15 protein-coding genes are annotated in these 15,548 nt (G+C 71.6%); 10 read left to right on the plus strand and 5 right to left on the minus strand.

Annotated elements, in window-relative coordinates:
• Positions 1 to 138: 138 nt before the first annotated feature.
• Positions 139 to 1,359: a DUF2786 domain-containing protein gene (locus OG897_RS38960; RefSeq protein WP_266664875.1), complete on the plus strand. Its 1,221-nt coding sequence runs from the start codon at positions 139 to 141 to the stop codon at positions 1,357 to 1,359.
• Between the two features lie 14 nt (positions 1,360 to 1,373).
• Here OG897_RS38960 and OG897_RS38965 read toward each other — a convergent pair whose 3' ends face one another.
• From OG897_RS38965 to OG897_RS38975, 3 genes are all read right to left on the minus strand, one after another.
• Positions 1,374 to 1,877: a hypothetical protein gene (locus OG897_RS38965; protein WP_266664877.1), complete on the minus strand. Its 504-nt coding sequence runs from the start codon at positions 1,875 to 1,877 to the stop codon at positions 1,374 to 1,376.
• Positions 1,874 to 3,346 carry a HAMP domain-containing sensor histidine kinase gene (locus tag OG897_RS38970; protein ID WP_266665047.1) on the minus strand — a complete coding sequence of 491 codons (1,473 nt, stop codon included), beginning with the start codon at positions 3,344 to 3,346 and terminating at the stop codon, positions 1,874 to 1,876. Before OG897_RS38970 ends, OG897_RS38965 begins: the two co-directional genes overlap by 4 nt.
• Positions 3,347 to 3,438: 92 nt before the next feature.
• Positions 3,439 to 4,137: a response regulator transcription factor gene (locus OG897_RS38975; RefSeq protein ID WP_266664879.1), complete on the minus strand. Its 699-nt coding sequence runs from the start codon at positions 4,135 to 4,137 to the stop codon at positions 3,439 to 3,441.
• A gap of 134 nt (positions 4,138 to 4,271) precedes the next feature.
• Between OG897_RS38975 and OG897_RS38980 the strand changes: the two genes are divergently transcribed.
• The 5 genes from OG897_RS38980 to OG897_RS39000 all read left to right on the plus strand — a co-directional run bounded on the left by OG897_RS38980 (position 4,272) and on the right by OG897_RS39000 (position 10,331).
• The gene (locus OG897_RS38980; protein ID WP_266664881.1) at positions 4,272 to 4,940 is read left to right on the plus strand and encodes a hypothetical protein; all 669 of its coding nucleotides are present in this window, start codon (positions 4,272 to 4,274) and stop codon (positions 4,938 to 4,940) included.
• Positions 4,937 to 6,022, plus strand: coding sequence for a peptidoglycan-binding domain-containing protein (locus OG897_RS38985; RefSeq protein ID WP_266664883.1), 1,086 nt, complete (start codon positions 4,937 to 4,939; stop codon positions 6,020 to 6,022). The genes OG897_RS38980 and OG897_RS38985 overlap by 4 nt, the downstream gene beginning before the upstream one ends.
• Positions 6,019 to 6,771, plus strand: coding sequence for an ABC transporter ATP-binding protein (locus OG897_RS38990; RefSeq protein WP_266664885.1), 753 nt, complete (start codon positions 6,019 to 6,021; stop codon positions 6,769 to 6,771). The genes OG897_RS38985 and OG897_RS38990 overlap by 4 nt, the downstream gene beginning before the upstream one ends.
• An 80-nt stretch (positions 6,772 to 6,851) precedes the next feature.
• Positions 6,852 to 8,033 (plus strand): ABC transporter permease, encoded by a 1,182-nt coding sequence (locus tag OG897_RS38995; RefSeq protein ID WP_266665049.1) that lies wholly within the window; start codon positions 6,852 to 6,854, stop codon positions 8,031 to 8,033.
• A 90-nt stretch (positions 8,034 to 8,123) separates the two neighbouring features.
• Entirely contained in the window at positions 8,124 to 10,331 is a 2,208-nt protein-coding gene (locus tag OG897_RS39000; protein ID WP_266664887.1) for an FUSC family protein, read from the plus strand.
• A 159-nt stretch (positions 10,332 to 10,490) separates the two neighbouring features.
• On the opposite strand, the gene OG897_RS39005 is transcribed toward OG897_RS39000, so the two are convergent.
• Positions 10,491 to 11,009: a hypothetical protein gene (locus OG897_RS39005; RefSeq protein ID WP_266664889.1), complete on the minus strand. Its 519-nt coding sequence runs from the start codon at positions 11,007 to 11,009 to the stop codon at positions 10,491 to 10,493.
• A gap of 247 nt (positions 11,010 to 11,256) precedes the next feature.
• Between OG897_RS39005 and OG897_RS39010 the strand changes: the two genes are divergently transcribed.
• Complete coding sequence (locus OG897_RS39010) at positions 11,257 to 11,496, plus strand: DUF397 domain-containing protein (protein WP_189826919.1); 240 nt, start codon at positions 11,257 to 11,259, stop codon at positions 11,494 to 11,496.
• A 42-nt stretch (positions 11,497 to 11,538) separates the two neighbouring features.
• On the opposite strand, the gene OG897_RS39015 is transcribed toward OG897_RS39010, so the two are convergent.
• Positions 11,539 to 12,033: an ATP-binding protein gene (locus OG897_RS39015; protein WP_266664892.1), complete on the minus strand. Its 495-nt coding sequence runs from the start codon at positions 12,031 to 12,033 to the stop codon at positions 11,539 to 11,541.
• A gap of 342 nt (positions 12,034 to 12,375) precedes the next feature.
• Between OG897_RS39015 and OG897_RS39020 the strand changes: the two genes are divergently transcribed.
• The 3 genes from OG897_RS39020 (at position 12,376) to OG897_RS39030 (ending at position 15,525) form a co-directional block, all read left to right on the plus strand.
• The gene (locus OG897_RS39020) at positions 12,376 to 13,239 is read left to right on the plus strand and encodes a helix-turn-helix transcriptional regulator (RefSeq protein ID WP_266664893.1); all 864 of its coding nucleotides are present in this window, start codon (positions 12,376 to 12,378) and stop codon (positions 13,237 to 13,239) included.
• 163 nt (positions 13,240 to 13,402) lie between these two features.
• A complete protein-coding gene (locus OG897_RS39025) occupies positions 13,403 to 14,860 on the plus strand; it encodes an aldehyde dehydrogenase family protein (RefSeq protein WP_266664894.1) in 1,458 nt (485 codons plus the stop codon).
• Between the two features lie 140 nt (positions 14,861 to 15,000).
• Positions 15,001 to 15,525, plus strand: coding sequence for a DinB family protein (locus tag OG897_RS39030; RefSeq protein ID WP_266664896.1), 525 nt, complete (start codon positions 15,001 to 15,003; stop codon positions 15,523 to 15,525).
• The last annotated feature ends 23 nt before the right edge of the window (positions 15,526 to 15,548 follow it).

Here is a 15,548-nt window from a genome sequence, read left to right on the forward strand (position 1 = left end):
TGTGGCAGGGGGGTCTGACAACGAGGTCCGACGACGGGGACGCGGGCTGAGGCCGAGGCTGAGGCTGAGGTCCCGGCCCCGGCCCGCACGCCGGTCGGGGTATACCAGAGGGGTGAGCCCGACCGAGGAGAGACGACGTTGACCGAAGATGCCTTTCCGGGGGCGGACCAGGCGTTTTCCGCCCTGTACGGCACCGGCGACGACGACCTCGACCTGGGCGCGTCGCTGCTGGCCGCCGCCCCCTGGCAGGACGCCGGGCGCGAACTGCTGCGCCGGGGCGAGGAGTTCGTACGGCGTGCCTGGGACCGGGGCTGGCAGCCCGCCGACGTCGCCCGCCTGGTCCGCCGCGACCTCGACGAGCCCCACGTACGGTTGCTGGCCGACCTGGTGGCCGCCGAGCGGCGCCGGCACGGGAGCCAGGAGGTCCCGCCGCGCTGGCGCGCGCAACTGCGCGAGCTGGGCGTCGGCGAGGACGGCGTCTGGTGGAAGCGCGACGAGGAGTACGGCGAGGCGCTGGCCCGGCGCGAGAGGACCGACCGGTTCTCCCTCGCCACCGCCGCCCTGGAACTGCTGCGGCTGCTGATCAGGCTGCCCTCGATCGAGCCCGTGGGGCCCGCGCCCGGTGCCTCCGCAGGCGTGCGGCAGGTGCAGGCGTCCCCCGACGAGCCGCGCATGCTCACCCGTATCCGCGCGCTCCTCGCCAAGGCGGAGGCCACCGACTACCCGGAGGAGGCGGAGGCGCTCACCGGGAAGGCGCAGGAGCTGATGGCGCGGCACAGCATCGACGAGGCCGTGCTCGCCGCACAGGGGCAGAGCACGGGCGGGCCCGGGGCGTGCCGTATCGGCGTGGACGCACCGTACGAGACGGCGAAGGCGATCCTGCTGGACGCGGTCGCGACGGCCAACCGGTGCAGGGCGGTGTGGAACAGCGAGTTCGGCTTCTCCACGGTGGTCGGCTTCGAGGCGGACCTGGACGCCGTTGAGCTGCTGTACACCTCCCTGCTGGTGCAGGGGACGTCCGCGATGACCCGTGCGGAGGCCGAGCAGCGGGCGGGCGGCAGGAAGCGCACCAAGTCGTTCCGGCAGTCCTTCCTGACGGCGTACGCCAGCAGGCTCGGCACCCGCCTTGCGGAGGCCACCGAGCACGTGGTGGAGGAGGCGGCGGGGTCCCTGCTGCCTGTGCTGGCGGCCAGGGACGTCGCGGTGACGGACCGCGCGGAGCAGATGTTCCCGCGCACCACCTCCACGCGCGTGCGCGGGGTGACCGATCTGGCGGGCTGGGAGCACGGGACGGCCGCCGCCGACCGGGCGTCGGTGCCGGGGCGGCAGACGCCCCGGCGGGGACACATCCGGCGGTGAGGGAGCCGGTGCGCTCAGCGCGCCAGGTAGGTGCCGCAGCGGTATGGCCCCGCCGTGCCCTTCCCTTCGAACGTCACCTGTACGTCGTCCGGGCGCACGCCCTTCGTCAGCAGCGACTGGGCGCGCGCCAGGGTGCAGACGAGCTGCCCGGTCGGCAGGTCGTCGATGCCTCCCGGAAGGATGGTCTCCGGGCTGCGCAGGACGACCCTGTCGCCGTTCCCGGTCACCTCGTAGGAGGGCGGGGGACCCAGCGGTGAGGTGAGTCCGCGCTTCTGCTCCGCGCTGTTGGGGCCCCCGGCGAGGTACTTCAGGGCGTCCGCGAGGTTCCTGACCGGTGTGAGGTCCGGCCGGGACACCCCTTCCAGCCGCCCCGACTTCGACACGTAGTACAGGCGCAGCCCCTTCGTCAGTCCGGTCGCCGGTTCGCCCGCCCCTATGACACCGGTCGGCTGCACCCCACAGGCGGACAGCAGAAGGGCGCACAGGGTGCCGGTGACGGCGGCACGCGTACGGATCATCCGGCGGGCTCCTCTTCGTGGTGCTCTTCGTGGTGCTCTTCGTGGTGGCGGTGCGGCAGGCGCAGCGTGAACACCGCCCCGGTGACACCGTCCGTGCGGTTGGACACCTCGACGGTGCCGCCGTGCAGGCGTGCGTTCTCCAGGGCGATGGCGGTACCGAGACCGCTGCCGCCCGTGTCCGTCTTCGAGGAGCGCGTACGGGACGCGTCCGCCTTGTAGAAGCGCTCGAAGACGTGCGGCAGCACCTCGGGCGGCAGGCCGGGGCCCGCGTCCGTGACGGTCACCGTCACCCCGTCCCACTCCGCCCCCACGGTGACGCTCACCGGGGGAGCGCCGTGCCGCAGCGCGTTGCCCACCAGGTTGGCGACGATCACGTCGACGCGCCGCCGGTCGGCCGCCGTCCGTACGCCCTCGGGCAGTTCGAGGCGCACCGCGTCCGTCCACCCGCGCAGCGCCAGGGACGCCCGTACGGTCTCGCCCAGGTCGATCTCGGAGGCGTTCAGCGCGGCCGCGCCCGAGTCGAAGCGTGACATCTCCATCAGGTCGTCCACCAGCCGGGACAGCCGGGCCGTCTCGGCGCTCACCGTGCGGGCCGCCTGTGCGGCGTCCGGCGGGAGCTGGTCGGCGTCCTCGTCGAGGACGGTGGCGACCATCGTCATCGCGGCGAGCGGGGTGCGCAGTTCGTGGCTGACGTCCGCGACGAAGCGGCGGGAGCGGGCGTCCTGCTCGCGCAGTTCACTTACGGAGGTGCGCAGTTCGTCGGCGGTGTGGTTGAAGTCCCGTGCGAGGTCGGCGAGCTCGTCGCCGCCCCGGACCGTGACGCGGCTGTCCAGGTCGCCCTCGGCGAGCCTGCGGGTGGCCCGCCCCAGCTCCCGTACCGGACGCAGCACCGTACGCGCCGCCAGCAGCGCCAGCAGAGCCGCCAGCAGCACCACAGGGGCGATGCCGCCGCGCACGGCGTCCAGCACGCCCGTCGTGTCGTCCTGCTCGGGGCGCAGCGAGGTGGTGGCGTAGACCTCCAGGCCGGACGTCTGCTTGTTCTCGTACGTCACCGGAGTGCCCACCACGAGGTACGGCTCGTCCCCGTGCAGCACGCGCTGGAAGCTGGTGCGGTCCTTCGTCGCGACGGCGGTCCGCAGCGCCGGGGTGATGCGGGAGTCGTCGGCCAGCGAGTCGGAGGTCGCCTTCAGGTCCTGGTAGCGGGCGACGACGAGCGGGGCGCCGCCCAGGCCGTCGGAGACGCGGGTGGCGAAGGCGGCGAGGGACTGCACGTCGGGCGGCATGTCGACGTTCGGGGCGACGGTGTTCACCCGTTCCAGGAAGTCCCGCTGGAAGGAGTCCTGGGCGCGCTGGAGGACGGCGGTGCGCGACTCCCGGTAGGCGAGCGCGGTGGAGGTGACCGCGCTCACCAGGGCGACCAGCACGAAGGCCACCACCAGACGGGTGCGCAGCCCGCCGAGGAGATGCAGCCGCCTCCCGCGCCTCTTCGGGGTGCTGCTCTTCGGGGTGCCGCTCTTTGAGGTGCTGGGGGACGTGCGCGAGGGAGTGCCGTTCGCGCGCGTCACAGTGGCCCGAACCGGTAGCCGAAGCCGCGCACCGTCTGGACGTACCGGGGCTTCGCCGGTACGTCCTCCAGCTTGGCGCGCAGTCTGCCGACCGCCGCGTCCACCAGCCGGGAGTCGCCCAGGAAGGTGTGGTCCCACACCGATGCGAGGAGCTGCTCGCGGTTGAACACCCGCCCCGGGGACGCCGACAGCTCCAGGAGCAGCCGCAGCTCGGTGGGCGGCAGCGGGACGGGCGTGCCGTTCTTGGTGACGGTCAGCCCCGCCCGGTCGATGCGCAGACCGCCCCCCTGGTCGAGGGGCGCTCCGGCTGTCTGCGGGGAGGGCTCCGCACGCCGCAGGGCGGCCCGGATGCGGGCTTCCAGCACGGGTGCGGTGACCGGCTTGACCACGTAGTCGTCGGCACCCGCCTCCAGACCGTTCACGATGTCCTGGTCGTCGCCGCGTGCCGTCAACATGATGACCGGCAGCGTCGTCGTACGGGTGCGGATGCGGCGGCACACCTCGAAGCCGTCCATGCCGGGCAGCATCAGGTCCAGCACGGCCAGTTCGACCTTCGTGCCCCGCTCCCCGTCCAGCAGGGCGAGGGCCTCCTCGCCGGTGGCGGCCGTGTCCACGTCGTAGCCGTGGCGGCGCAGCACCAGCTCCATACCGTCCCGTACGGACGCGTCGTCCTCGATCAGAAGCACATGCGGCATGAGGGCGATCATGCCGCACACCAGGGCTGGTCACAGGGCCTCGCACCAGGCGTGGGCGCAGGTCGGGGGCATTGTTACGTTCCCATCATGTGGCCATGGAGAGGTCATCATCCGGGGGCCCGAACGTGGTGGGCATGACCTTCCCCATGACCTCGCGCAGGGCGAACCCCCGCGCCGTCGCCCGGCTGCGCCTGGCGTCCCTCGTGGCCGTCCCCGTCCTGGCCTTCTCCGTCGCCTGCGGTGGTGCTCAGGCCCCGGAGAAGGACGACGCGATCGCCGACGTGCCGTCCGCGCCTGGTGCGAGCGAGACCACGAGCGACACCACGAGCGACAGCACACCGAGTGCGAAGGCCCCCGCCAAGAGCGCCTTCTACGACGCGCAGATGACCTACATCCAGTGCATGCGTGCCAAGGGCGGCTACCCGGACTTCCCCGACCCCCACCTCGACGGCTACATGGACTGGGACAAGGTCAACGCGATCGGCTCCCAGCCCGGCCGCAACGAGGGCATCAAGGGCGGCAAGAAGGGTGCCTGCGTCAAGGAGATGCGGGCCGCCATGGACGCGGAGCCCAAGCGCGACCAGCAGAAGGACTACGAGTCGATGCTCGCGCACTCCAAGTGCATGCGCGACAACGGCGTCTCCCGGTTCACCAACCCGCAGATGTCCGGCGGCAACGCCATCCCCGGCGGCGATCCGAACCCCGCCGGCCCGGTGCTCGACTCCGAGTCCCCGGCGTACAAGAAGGCGGCGAAGACCTGCAAGCCGAAGCTGCTGCCCGGTCTGGACGGTATGCAGGGATGAAGCGACGCGCCGTCTTCCTCGCCCTCGGCGCGGTGACCACCGCTGCCGTCGTCACCGCAGGTGTCCTCGTCCTCGGTGGCGGTGGCGGTGCGGACGCCAAGGCAGGACTCTCGCTGCCGGGCGGAACCGCGACGGTCGTGCGCACCGACCTGGTGCAGTCCAAGACCGTCGACGGCAAGCTGGACTTCGCACAGCGCCGCCCGGTCAAGGCGGTCGTCGAGGGCACCGTCACGGTGGCCGCCAGGGAGGGACGCACCCTCGGCCTCGGCGACACCCTCTACGAGCTGAACGACAAGCCGGTGACGCTCCTGTACGGGCCGGTGCCGGTGTTCCGCGAGATGAAGGCGGGCGACAGGGGCAGCGACGTACTCCAGCTGGAGCGCAATCTGCGCGACTTGGGGTACGGGGAGAAGCTGTACGTCGACCCCCGGTACGACAAGGACACCGAGGCCGCCGTCAAACGGTGGCAGAAGTCCCTCAACCGGGAGCCCACCGGCAGGGTCGGCATGGGCGATGTCGTCTTCCAGCGCGGCGAGGTCAAGGTCGTCTCCGCCGACGCGGCGCTCGCCGACCGGGTCGCCCCCGACAAGGTGGTGCTCACCGTCGCCTCCACCAAGCCCGTCGTACGGGCCGAACTGGAGCAGAGCGACGGGGCGCTCGCCGCCAAGGGCACCCGGGTCGAGATCACCCTGCCGAGCGGGAGGGGGGCGCAGGGCAGGGTGCTGGGGACGGTACGGCCGGAGGAGGACGGTGCGGCCGCATCAGGTGGCGGCGCGGGCAAGCAGGACGGCATCACCGTCGAGGTCGAGCTGACCGGTGGCGGCTCGGCGGCCTCCGGGGAGGACGTCCGGGCGACCGCGAGCGTGAAGTTCGTCAGCGAGAGCCGCAGGGGCGTCCTCGCGGTGCCCGTGGAGGCGGTGCTCGCCCTGCGGGGTGAGAGGGGCGGCTACGGACTTCAGGTGATCGCGGGAAGCACCTCAAAGATGGTGCGCGTCGAGACGGGCATGACGGCGGACGGACAGATCGAGGTCTCGGGGGCGGGCGTGCGTGAGGGCATGAGGGTCGGAGTGGCGAAGTCATGACAACGCCGTCCGTGCCCTCGCTGTCCGCCGTGCCGTACCCGGCCGTTCCGGCCGCTCCAGTCGCTCCAGCCGCTCCGGTGGTCGAGCTGCGCGGTGCCACCAAGTCGTACCCCGGCGGCGTCCACGCCCTGCGCGGTGTGGACCTGACCGTCCGCGAGGGCGAACTGCTGGCCGTCGTCGGTCCTTCCGGCTCCGGCAAGTCCACGATGCTCCAGATCATGGGCACCCTCGACAAGCCGACCACGGGCACCGTCAGGGTCGCCGGATACGACGTGGACGAGCTGACCGACGCCCAGTTGTCCGCACTGCGCGCCCGCCACATCGGCTTCGTCTTCCAGCACTTCCACCTCGCGGCGGGCCGCGACGCGGTCGACAACGTCGCCGACGGGCTGCTGTACGCGGGCACCTCCGCGAAGGAGCGCAGAGCGCGCGCCAGGGAGGCGCTCCGCCGAGTGCGCCTGGACCACCGCTTCTCGCACACCCCGAACGAGCTGTCCGGCGGGGAGAAGCAGCGGGTGGCCATCGCCCGCGCCCTGGTGGGCGAACCTCGGCTGCTGCTCGCGGACGAGCCGACCGGAGCACTGGACAGTGCGTCCGGGGAGGTCGTCATGGAGCTGCTGCACGAGCTGAACGCGGGCGGCACGACGGTGTGCGTCATCACCCACGACGACGAGATCGCGGACTCGCTGCCGCGCAGGGTGCGGTTCAGGGACGGGGAGATCGTCTCGGACGGAGGGGACGCCTCGTGAAGCGCGACCCGAAGAGCGACTCGCAGCGCGATCCGAAGCACGGCCAGAAGAGCGCCCCCAAGCGCGACCCGAAGCGCGATCTGAAGCCGTCCCGGCTGTCGCCCCGTGACGTCCTGCGCGTCGGCGCGGTCGGCCTGCGCGCGCGTCGCACGCGCGTGGTGCTCTCCGCGCTCGGCATCGCCATCGGCATCGCGACGATGGTCGCGGTCGTCGGGCTCTCCGAGTCGAGCCGCGCCGATCTGATGGCCCAGCTCGACCGCCTCGGCACGAATCTGCTGACCGCCAGCGCGGGGGAGGACCTCGGAGGCAAGCCCGTCAAGCTGCCCAAGACCGCCGTCGCCATGGTCGAGCGCATCGGCCCGGTGCAGCACGCCACCGCCACGGGCGAGGTCGACACCCGTATCCGGCGCAGTGACGTGGTGCCGAAGGAGCGCACCGCCGGTGTCACCACTCAGGCGGCCCGTACGGACCTCCTGAGCACCCTCGGGGGCAGGGTCGCCCGGGGGGTGTGGCTGAACACGGCCAACGAGCGCCTGCCGGTGACGGTCCTCGGTTCGGTGGCCGCCGAGCGGATCGGAGTCACCCGCCCCGGCGAGACGATCATGATGGGCGACCTGCGCGTGGTCGTCGTCGGCATCCTCGAACCGATCGAGCTCGTCCCCAACCTGGACCGCGTCGCCCTGGTCGGCTTCCCCGCCGCCGAACGCCACTTCGGCTTCGACGGCCACCCCACCACGGTCTTCGAGCGGTCCACGGACGCGTCGGTCGAAGACGTACGGGCGATCCTGGCCCGCACCATCAGCCCCGGCGACGGAACGGGCGTCAGGGTCTCCCGGCCCTCCGACGCGTTGGCGGCCAAGGCCGCCACGGACAAGGGGCTGACGACGCTGATGCTGGGGCTCGGTGCGGTGGCGCTGCTGGTCGGCGGGGTGGGGGTCGCCAACACCATGGTGATCTCGGTACTGGAGAGGCGGCAGGAGATCGGGCTGCGGAGGTCACTGGGGGCGACGAGGGGCGACATCCGGATTCAGTTCCTGACGGAGTCGCTGCTGCTGTCCGCGCTGGGGGGTGCGACGGGGGCGGTGCTCGGGGCGCTGGCGACGTACGGCTTCGCGCGGGTGCAGGGGTGGATGGCGGTGGTCCCGCCCTGGTCCCTCGCGGGCGGCCTGGCCGCGACCCTCCTCATCGGAGTGCTCGCGGGCCTCTACCCAGCCGTCCGCGCCTCCCGCCTCCACCCGACGGTCGCGCTCAACGCCACGTGACGCCCGAGCCCCTGCGGGGCTCCCGCCTCCCCCTCCAGGGGAGCCCCGCACACCTCGGCGAAACCCCCTGACCAGCTACTGTCGGAGACTATGAGCTGGCTCCACGCCCTGAAGCACACCGCCCGCTCCGGACTCAAAGTCGAACGACAGCGCCTCGACCCCCTCGTCGCCGTCCGGGCCGCCGTCGGGCTGGCCCTCGTCGTCGGTGCCGCCCTGTACCTGTTCGGCCCTGCCGTCGCCGCCAGCTCCGCCTTCGGAGCCTTCCAGGCGGCCCTCGCGACCTTCCAGCGGTCCTGGCGCACCCGGCCCGTCCTCGCCCTCGCCTCGGGCGCCAGCCTCGCCGTCACGACCTTCGTGGGGTACCTGACCGGCGCTCACCCGGCCCTGTTCGTCAGCCTCCTGGCCGTATGGACCTTTCTGGCGGGGCTGACCTGGGCCGTCGGCCCGACGGCGGGCATGATCGCCAGTTCCAACGTCGCCATCATGCTGGTCACGGTCACCCTGCCGACGTCGGTCGGGGCCGCCGCCCAGCACGCCGGAATGATCATGGTCGGCGGGATCGTCCAGGCGGTGCTCATCGTGCTCTTCCCGGTACGGAGGTGGGGCGCCCAGCGGGACGCCCTCGCCGACGCCCTGGCCGCCGAGGCCGACTACGCACGCAGGCTGCGGCACGACCCCGTCGCGCCGTTCGACCCCGAGCCCCTCATGAACGCCCGCAGCGCCGCCGCGATCACCCCCCGGCAGGCCCGCCGCCGCCCCGCCGAACTGCACGGTGCGCGCGGCCTGGCGGAACGTATCCGCCCCGTCCTCGCCTCCCTCGCCGACCCGGCCCTCGGCGTCCCCGCCGAGGGCGAGCAGCGCGCCCGGGTGAGGGAACTGCTCGCCGCCGCCGGGTCCACCCTCGACGCCGCCGCCCGCGCCGTGCGGCACGGCGAGCCCGTCACCATGTCGCCCGCGGCCAGGGCGGTGCTCGCCGTGCCCAAGGAGGGTGCGGTGCTCACCGGCCCCGCCAGGCGCGCCGAGTCCCGCCTCATCAGCCTGCTGCGCGACGTCATCGAGACCGCCCAGGGCACCGGCACCACCGACGCAGGGCGCACCACCCCCGACCGCAGCCCCACCGAGGACACCGCCTACCGCACCGCCCGCCGCCTCGCGCTCGGTGCCGCCCGCCGGGTCGCCCGCCGCCCCGAGCACCGTGCCGACCCGCACGACCACCTGCACCGGCCCACCGTTCCCGGACTGATCCCCGTCGCCCTGCGTGCCATGCGCGCGGAACTGCGCCGTGACTCCCCGGTGTTCCGGCACGCCGTACGGGTCGCCGTCGTCGCCGCCACCGGGTACGCCGTCGGCGCCTCCCTGCCGCTCGGCCACGGCTACTGGGCGCCCATGGCCTCCGTGATGGTGATGCGGCCCGACTTCTCCCAGACGTACTCCCGTGCGGTGGCCCGCTTCGGCGGCACCCTGCTGGGCGTCGCCCTCGCGACAGGGCTGGTGCAACTCACACACCCGGACACCCGGCTGTCCGCAGCGCTCGCCGTGGGGTGCGCGTTCCTGATGTTCCTGCTGCTGCGCACCGGGTACGCCGTCACCCAGGTGTGCGTCTCCGGGTACGTCGTCTTCCTCCTCGGCATGGGCGGCCTCCAGTGGACGCAGACCGTCCCCGAACGCGTGGTGCTCACCCTCGCTGGCGGACTCCTGGCGATGCTCGCGTACGCCGTCTACCCGGCCTGGGAGACCCCGCGCCTGCGCACCCGCCTCGCCGACTGGCTGATCGCCGACGGGCGGTACGCGACGGCCGTCCTCCAGCGGTACGCCGACCCGGCGGGCGCTCCTCGTGACGCCGTACGGGAAGCGCTGCTGGCCACCCGGGAGGCCAGGGTCGCCTGGCAGGACGCCCTGGAGCGGGCCGCCAACGAGCCCGTACGCCACCGGGGCCTGTCCCGCACCGCCGCCGACGACGCCCCGCACGCGCTGGCCCAGCTCGCCCGGGTGGCCATGCTGATGGAGGCCCACCTCCCGGCCCGCGACACCACCCCGGTACCCGCGGCGGCCGCCCTCGCGGAGGCACTCCGTACGGACGTCGAGGCCGCCGCCCGCGCGGTGCGCGAGAGGCGCACCCCGCGCTGGGACGCCTTCCGGGCGGCCCTGGACGCGTGGGACGCCCAGGACGCCGCAGGTGACGACAAGGTCGTACGGAAGGGAGCGGGCCTCCTTCTTGAGGCGCTGGACGAACTCGCCCACGCCCTGGACGCCGAAGGGCCGCGCCCCCAGGGGAGCGCGGCCCGCACTGCTGCGTAGAGGCATCGCGTGGAGCACCTCCGTGTGGAGCACGGCGGAGAGCACCTCAAAGAAGGTGCACCGGACACCTCAGCACCGGACACCTCAGCACCGGACACCTCAGCACCGGACACCTCAGCACCGGACACCTCAGCACCGGACACCTCAGCACCGGACACCTCAGGAGCCCGGCAGCTTCGGCATGCTCGGCAGATCCGTCGGGATGCCCGAGGGGAGCCCGTTCGCGGGCGCCTTGGTGAACGTGTCCTCGATGCCGCTGCCCTCCCACTTCACCGTGAGGGTCTTGCCGTCCGGACCGGGGGTCGCCGTCCCCTTGCTGCGGGCGGTGTCGCCGTTCGCGCACTTGAGGCTCAGCGTGACGGTCCCCTGGCGGGACACCGTGCCCGAGCAGATGTTCTCGCCCGCGATCCCCGCCATGCCGTCGTGCACGGACAGCGCGACCAGCTTGCCGTCGGTGGTGGCGGCCCACTCGCCGTCGACGGACCCGGCCCCGGCGTCCCCCGCGGGCGGGGTGCTGGCGCCTCCCGTGGCGCTTGCGCCGGCGCTCGGCGCGCTGCCCGTCGGCTTCCCCTTGTCTGTCGCGCCGTCGCCCTTGCCACTGTCGCTGCTGCAACCGGTCAGCAGGAGCACCGCTGCGAGAGCGGCCGTTCCGGCGGCGGTGCGTACGTAACTGTGCACTCCGGTTCTCCCCATGTGCGCTCGTACGGCGGTCAATTGGCCGCCGGAAGGAACGGGTCAAGCTATCAGGGCGTCTACAGAGGAAGTGCATACAGGGAGATCGCTATTACGGCCGTCTGCTTCTGTAGTCAAGAGGCAACCCCGCGTGCACGTGCATCTGCCCATGCATCTGCAGATGAACGAAGCTATGATCCGGGTCAGTTGACAGTTCGGCAGTAGTTGACACCAGCGCATCCGGGAGCGACCTGTGCACCACGCGTACAACGGCATGGCGGCCACAGAGCTTCACGGGGTGGTCTGGCAGAAGAGCAGGCACAGCAACTCGCAGGGCACCTGCGTGGAGTTCGCGAAACTGCCCGGTGGCAACGTTGCCGTGCGCAATTCGCGGCACCCCGAGGGGCCCGCGCTCGTCTACACGCCGGCGGAGATAGAGGCGATGCTGCTCGGCATCAAGGACGGCGAGTTCGACCACCTCATCGGGAACTGAGGGCCGGACCCGGCGCTGTGGGGGCCGTACGGCCCCGAGTCCCTAGGCCCGCTCGTCCCGCAGCTGGAACAGCGCCCACACGACCTTGCCGTGCAGCGTGCCCGCCAGAGGGTGCCAGCCCCAGCTGTCGCTGAACGAGTCCACCAGGAACAGCCCCCGCCCCGACTCCGCCGAGAAGTCCTCGCTCGCACGCGCGGAGGGGCCTTCGTGGCTGGGATCCCGCACGGCACACACCAGCCCCGCGTTCCAGTGCATCAGGTGCAGCCGCACCGGAGGTTCGTTCTCGCGCGGGGGGTCCGCGGGGAGGGCGTGCCGCAGCGCGTTGGTGACGAGTTCGGAGACGACCAGGGCGACGTCGTCGAAGCGGTTCTCCAGGTTCCACTGGCACAGCGTGCTGCGGGTGAACTTCCGTGCTCCGCGCACCGCTTCGTACCGTGCGGGCAGCGCGCACGAGGCCGAGGAGGAGGCGTCGTCGGGTCCGACGGGGGGAAGGCCCTGCCGTAACGGCACAAGCATGGTCGATCCATTCGTCCCCATGCGGGCACTCCCGACTGTCACGGTCGCGGCGAACAGCGGCGGCCGAACGCTGGCGTCCACGGGGGAACGGAAGCGAGGGGCGAACGCTGGTGGTCATACGTGCGCGCGGACCATGGTTCCGAATGCGTACGGCAGATGCAAGGGCAGATGCACGTGCACGCGCCTGACTTGGACAACAGCGTGCCGTTTCTTGCTCATTTCTTCCCCGGACCACTTTCATAGCATTGCCATTTCTGTAACCGAATGCGTACGGGCTGAAGCGTTTTGGTGGCAGACTTCGGCTCTCGGGACCTTGGGGGAGGGCCTCGCGCACAGAGATGAACGAGAGGGAGGGCCGGAGAGGTGACCGCAGGCGAGTCGAGCGGATCGGTGGTCCGACGCATCCTGCTGGGCTCACAGCTCAGGCGCCTGCGCGAGTCGCGCGGCATCACCCGCGAGGCGGCCGGCTACTCGATCCGTGCATCCGAATCGAAGATCAGCCGCATGGAGTTGGGACGGGTGAGCTTCAAGGCCAGGGACGTGGAGGACCTCCTCACGCTCTACGGCGTGACGGACGGGGCGGAGCGCGAGTCGTTGCTCGCGCTGGCGCGAGAGGCCAACCTCGCGGGCTGGTGGCACAGTTACGGCGACGTCCTGCCGGGCTGGTTCCAGACGTACGTCGGACTGGAGGGCGCGGCCTCCCTGATCCGGATCTACGAGGTCCAGTTCGTGCACGGCCTGCTCCAGACCGAGGCGTACGCGCACGCCGTCGTCTCGCGCGGCATCCCGAACGCCACGGCCGCCGAGGTCGACCGCAGGGTCTCCCTCCGCCTCGACCGGCAGAAGGTCCTGGTCGCCGAGCGTTCCCCGCACTTCCACGCCGTACTCGACGAGGCGGCGCTGCGCCGCCCGTACGGCGACCGGAGCGTCATGCGGGGGCAGTTGCAGCACCTCATCGACATCTCCGAGCGGGAGAACGTCACGCTCCAGGTGATGCCCTTCAACTTCGGCGGGCACGCGGGCGAGAGCGGCGCCTTCACCCTGCTGAGCTTCCCCGAGTCCGACCTCTCCGACCTCGTCTACCTGGAGCAGCTGACCAGCGCGCTCTACCTGGACAAGCGCGAGGAGGTGGCCCAGTACGAACGCGTGATGGACCGCCTCCAGGGCGACTGCCCGAGCCCTTCCGAGACCCGGGACGTCCTGCGTGGACTCCTTCAACTGCTGTGATCCGAATGTCCGTTGACGCAACCTCGGGCTCGCATTGAGCATCAGAGGGAACGGAGAACAGCGCGAACACCGACAGCACCAGGAGCACCGGAGCCACCGGGGCGCCACGGAGCCGAGCACCACACGGCGACGCGACGGAGCGGAAGCAGAGCTAAGGGATCACATGTCCTACTTCACCGACCTGGCCCACCAGTACATCGACGGCGAGTGGCGGACCGGCAGCGGCTCGTGGGACATCATCGACTTCAACCCGTACAACGGGGAGAAGCTCGCCGCGATCACTGTCGCGTCCGTCGCCGAGGTGGACGACGCCTACCGTGCCGCCGAACGCGCCCAGCGCGCGTGGGCGGGCGTGAACGCCTACGCGCGCAGAGACGTCGTCGAACGGGTGCTGCGCCTGGTGGAGGAGCGCGAGGACGAGATCGTCGCCGCGATCACCGAGGAGGTCGGCGGCACCCTGGTGAAGGCCCGGTTCGAGGTGGGCCTGGCGAAGGAGTTCCTGCGCGAGGCCACCCAGCTGGCGACCCTTCCCGAGGGGCGCATCCTCGCCTCCCCGATCCCCGGCAAGGAGAACCGCGTCCACCGGCTCCCCGTCGGTGTCGTCGGCGTCATCAGCCCCTTCAACTTCCCCTTCCTCACCGGCATCAAGGCCGCAGCACCTGCGCTGGCGCTCGGCAACGCCGTCGTCATCAAGCCCAACCAGAACACCCCCGTCGTCGGCGGCGGACTCGTCGCGCACCTCTTCGAGGAGGCGGGGCTCCCCGCCGGACTGCTGAACGTCCTGATCACCGACATAGCCGAGATAGGCGACGCGCTCCTGGAGCACCCCGTCCCCAAGGTGATCTCCTTCACCGGCTCCGACCGCACCGGCCGCCACGTGGCCGCCGTCGCCGCCGCCCGCTTCAAGCGCACCGTGCTCTCCCTCAGCGGCAACAGCGCCCTGGTCGTCCTTGACGACGCGGACCTCGACTACGCCGTCGACGCGGCCGTCTTCAGCCGTTTCGTCTCCCAGGGCCAGGTCTGCATGGCGGCCAACCGGATCCTCGTCGACCGGTCCGTGGAGGCCGAGTTCACGGAGAAGTTCGTCGCCCGGGTGCGGAGTCTGCGCACTGGCGACCCGGCCGACCCCGCCACCCAGCTCGGCCCCGTCATCAACACCTTCCACGCCGACGCCCTCACCGGCCTGGTCGACCAGGCCCTCGCGGCGGGCGCCACCGCTCTCGTACGGGGCGCTACGCGCGGCAACCTGGTCGAACCCACGGTCCTCGCGGGGCTCCCGGAGGGCTCGCCCATCCTGGAACAGGAGATCTTCGGGCCCGTCGCCCTGCTGCTGGCCTTCGACGGCGAGGAGGAGGCCGTACGGATGGCCAACGACAGCCCGTACGGCCTGAGCGGCGCGGTGATGACCCGCAACGTGGAACGCGGTGTGCGCTTCGCCCAGCGCATCGAGACCGGCATGATGCACATCAACGACTCCACCATCCAGGACGACCCCCTGGTCGCCTTCGGCGGCGAGAAGGCGTCCGGGCTCGGGCGCATGAACGGCGAGTCGACGGTAGACGTCTTCACCACCCAGAAGTGGATCTCCGTGCAGCACGGCCGTTCGGAGTTCCCCTTCTGACGCTGCGACGTGTCTGATGCTTCGACGTGTCTGATGCTTCGACGTGTCAGGCGCTGTGACTTGCGGACAGTAGTTGTCCGCAAGCCTTCCTAATGTGGTCCACGTACCGCACAGCGACTCCCACCGAAGGATGGCCCGCCATGGTCCTGCATGTCAGCGCCGACAACTGCACCGACGAGGTCACCACCCTCCTCGCCTTCCTGGAGGAGCAGCGCAAGGGCATCCGCAACGCCCTGGGCGGCCTCACGGACGAGCAGGCGGCCACCACCCCCAGTGCCAGCGAGCTGTCCCTCTCCGGGCTCCTCAAGCACGTCACCGAGGTCGAGCAGAACTGGCTCGCCCTGGCGGGCTGCGACATCCCGCCCGTCGAGCGCACCGAGGCCGACTGGAACGAGAGCTTCCGCCTGATCCCCGAGAAGGGCGAGACGGTCGAGTCCAAGCTCGCGCAGTGGGCCGAGGTCGCCGCCAAGGGAGCCGAGTTCAGCCGCAGCGCGGACCTGAACTCCACCTTCTCGCTGCCCGAGGCCCCGTGGTTCCCCAAGGAGGACGTCTCGCTGCGCTGGGTCCTGCTGCGCCTGATCACCGAGATGGGCCGCCACGCGGGCCACGCCGACATCATCCGCGAGTCCCTGGACGGCAAGAACTCGTACGAACTGGGCGAGTGACCGGGGAACCTCCGGGCGTCCCG

The organism is Streptomyces sp. NBC_00237, assembly GCF_026342435.1.
GTDB lineage: Bacteria > Actinomycetota > Actinomycetes > Streptomycetales > Streptomycetaceae > Streptomyces.

Bases quoted from the DNA above. Each gene is read 5' to 3' on its own strand.
- OG897_RS39015 (WP_266664892.1), bottom strand. From the start codon at position 12,033: ATGGGGACGAATGGATCGACCATGCTTGTGCCGTTACGGCAGGGCCTT.
- OG897_RS38965 (WP_266664877.1), bottom strand. From the start codon at position 1,877: ATGATCCGTACGCGTGCCGCCGTCACCGGCACCCTGTGCGCCCTTCTG.
- OG897_RS38985 (WP_266664883.1), top strand. From the start codon at position 4,937: ATGAAGCGACGCGCCGTCTTCCTCGCCCTCGGCGCGGTGACCACCGCT.
- OG897_RS38990 (WP_266664885.1), top strand. From the start codon at position 6,019: ATGACAACGCCGTCCGTGCCCTCGCTGTCCGCCGTGCCGTACCCGGCC.
- OG897_RS39030 (WP_266664896.1), top strand. From the start codon at position 15,001: ATGGTCCTGCATGTCAGCGCCGACAACTGCACCGACGAGGTCACCACC.
- OG897_RS39025 (WP_266664894.1), top strand. From the start codon at position 13,403: ATGTCCTACTTCACCGACCTGGCCCACCAGTACATCGACGGCGAGTGG.
- OG897_RS39000 (WP_266664887.1), top strand. From the start codon at position 8,124: ATGAGCTGGCTCCACGCCCTGAAGCACACCGCCCGCTCCGGACTCAAA.
- OG897_RS38975 (WP_266664879.1), bottom strand. From the start codon at position 4,137: ATGCCGCATGTGCTTCTGATCGAGGACGACGCGTCCGTACGGGACGGT.
- OG897_RS38980 (WP_266664881.1), top strand. From the start codon at position 4,272: ATGACCTTCCCCATGACCTCGCGCAGGGCGAACCCCCGCGCCGTCGCC.